General features: G+C 63.5%; 2 protein-coding genes and 1 pseudogene. All 3 read left to right on the forward strand.

Features of this window, described 5'->3' with window-relative positions; all coding sequences use genetic code 11:
• A pseudogene (locus tag ACT4OC_RS29210) lies at window positions 1-188 on the forward strand (ABC transporter substrate-binding protein); the annotation flags it as partial.
• A 129-nt stretch (window positions 189-317) separates the two neighbouring features.
• Window positions 318-1,157: an ABC transporter ATP-binding protein gene (locus ACT4OC_RS29215; RefSeq protein WP_444842534.1), complete on the forward strand. Its 840-nt coding sequence runs from the start codon at window positions 318-320 to the stop codon at window positions 1,155-1,157.
• A gap of 400 nt (window positions 1,158-1,557) precedes the next feature.
• A partial coding sequence (locus ACT4OC_RS29220; RefSeq protein WP_444842535.1) for a GrlR family regulatory protein occupies window positions 1,558-2,222 on the forward strand: 665 nt, incomplete at its 3' end.

Below are 2,222 nucleotides of genomic sequence, written 5' to 3' on the forward strand. Positions count from 1 at the left end.
CGGCCCGCCTGAAGGAGCTCGGCTTCGAAGGCATGATGAAGCCCGTCAAGATCTCCTGCGCCGATCACGAAGGCGCCCGTGACGGACGTGTCATGCAGTGGGACGGCAAGGGCTGGAAGGTAATCTCTGACTGGTACACCGCCAACCAGGCAGTCACCGAACCGCTCGTGAAGGACGTCTCGGCCTAGTACGCGGCCGACAAGAAGATCGAGCCGCGCGACTGCTCGAAGGCGAGCTGACCGATTGAGGAAACGCCGGGAGGGCCGTCGGCCCTCCCGGATCGTTCGAAGCATCCTGGGTTTTAACGGAGACGACCGGTGTCAAGCGCGAACACGGCGGCGGCCGCGGAACAGGCGAAACCGTTCCTGTCGATCAACAACATCGAGGTCGTCTACAACCATGTCATTCTGGTCCTCAAGGGCGTGTCGCTGCACGTGCCCGCGGGCGGCATCGTCGCGCTGCTCGGCGCCAACGGCGCCGGCAAGACGACCACGCTGAAGGCGGTGTCCAACCTGCTGCACGCCGAGCGCGGCGAGGTCACCAAGGGTTCGATCGTGTTCGACGGCACCGAGGTGCAGTCGCTGTCGCCGAACGAGGTGGTGCGGCGGGGCTGCATCCAGGTCATGGAAGGGCGGCGCTGCTTCGCTCACCTGACCATTGAGGAAAACCTCATGACCGGCGCGTTCCCGCGCCGCGATGGCAAGGCTGCGATCGCAGCCGACCTCGAGCGTGTTTATGCCTATTTCCCGCGCCTGCAGGAGCGGCGCGGTTCGACGGCGGGCTATACGTCGGGCGGCGAGCAGCAGATGTGCGCGATCGGCCGGGCGCTGATGTCGCGGCCAAGGATGATCCTGCTCGACGAGCCTTCGATGGGACTCGCACCTCAGATCGTCGAGGAAATCTTCGAGATCGTCCGCGACCTCAATCACAAGGAGCGCGTGTCGTTCCTGCTTGCCGAGCAGAACACGACCATGGCGTTGCGCTATGCCAACCACGGCTACATCCTCGAGAACGGCCGGGTGGTGATGGACGGCGAGGCCAAGGCGCTGGCGTCGAACGAGGACGTCAAGGAGTTCTACCTTGGCGTCGCCGGCGACAAGCGGAAGTCGTTCCGCGACGGCAAGCACTACAAGCGGCGGAAGCGCTGGCTGGCGTAAAACGGTCCCGGACAAAGGTTCGACTGTTGGCCGGGGGAACTTCGCGCTGCTATTGTCGTTGCCAGCAGCCAGCAATCAGGTCTGCCATGATCCGCAAGCTGAAATCCGGCCAATACCGGTTGTATTCCCGCAAGGTGAATCCCAGGACGGGCAGGCGCCGCAATCTCGGAACATTTCGGACGCGTGCAGCCGCGGAAAAGCACGAGCGGGAAGTGCAATACTTCAAGCGACACTAAAGCGCGATGAGATTGGGATGAATCGTCATCGCGCTTTAGGTTGTTGTTTGAGCATGATCTTTTCGGAAAACCGCCTCACACTTTTCCGGATCATGCTCTAAGCCTGTTGTCTCGCCTTCCCCGGGGATGTTATGCGCTGCCGCACATTGGCAGGACTGGCATCGTTGCTGGACGGACTCTACAAGGTTGAATACGGCGTGGCCGAAGCGTTCGGCCGCAGCATCATGTGCATGCATGAGGGCAAGCTGCTGGGTGGCAATTCCGCCTTCGCCCATCTCGGCACCTATCGTTTCGAGGGCGACGAGGTCATCGGGCAGATCATCACCGGGCGCCACAACGACGACCCCAACTACAAGCCGCTGATGGGCGTCGACGTGGCGGCGATCAGTGTGCGGGGCAAGACCAACAACACCGGGCTGCGCTTCGAGGGCGAGGCGGCGCCGCGGCCCGGCGCGGTGTTCTGGGCCAATTTGACCAAGCTCGACGAGGCGGCGTTGCCGCCGGTCGGCGACGTCGGCCCCGGTGGAATCGTCAACGGGCTCTATTCCATCCACATCCGCGCGCTTGACGGCGTCGATGGCGGCCTGACCGGCGTGATGCTCTTGATCGATGGCCGCATCCTCGGCGGCGACGCCTTCTTCTACTATCTCGGCTCTTACAGCTCGGCCGATGGCCGCTGGAAGGGCGAAATCCTCAACCAGGAGCACACGCCGGCGGTCGGCGAGATCCCGGTGTTCGGCGGCCATGAGATCGGCATCGGCTTTTCCGGCACCTGCCACGAAACCGGCGCCGAGCTCGAAGCCATCGCGCTCGCCGGCAAGCGCAGCCT

It is taken from the genome of Bradyrhizobium sp. (assembly GCF_052389815.1).
In the GTDB taxonomy this organism is placed as follows: domain Bacteria; phylum Pseudomonadota; class Alphaproteobacteria; order Rhizobiales; family Xanthobacteraceae; genus Bradyrhizobium.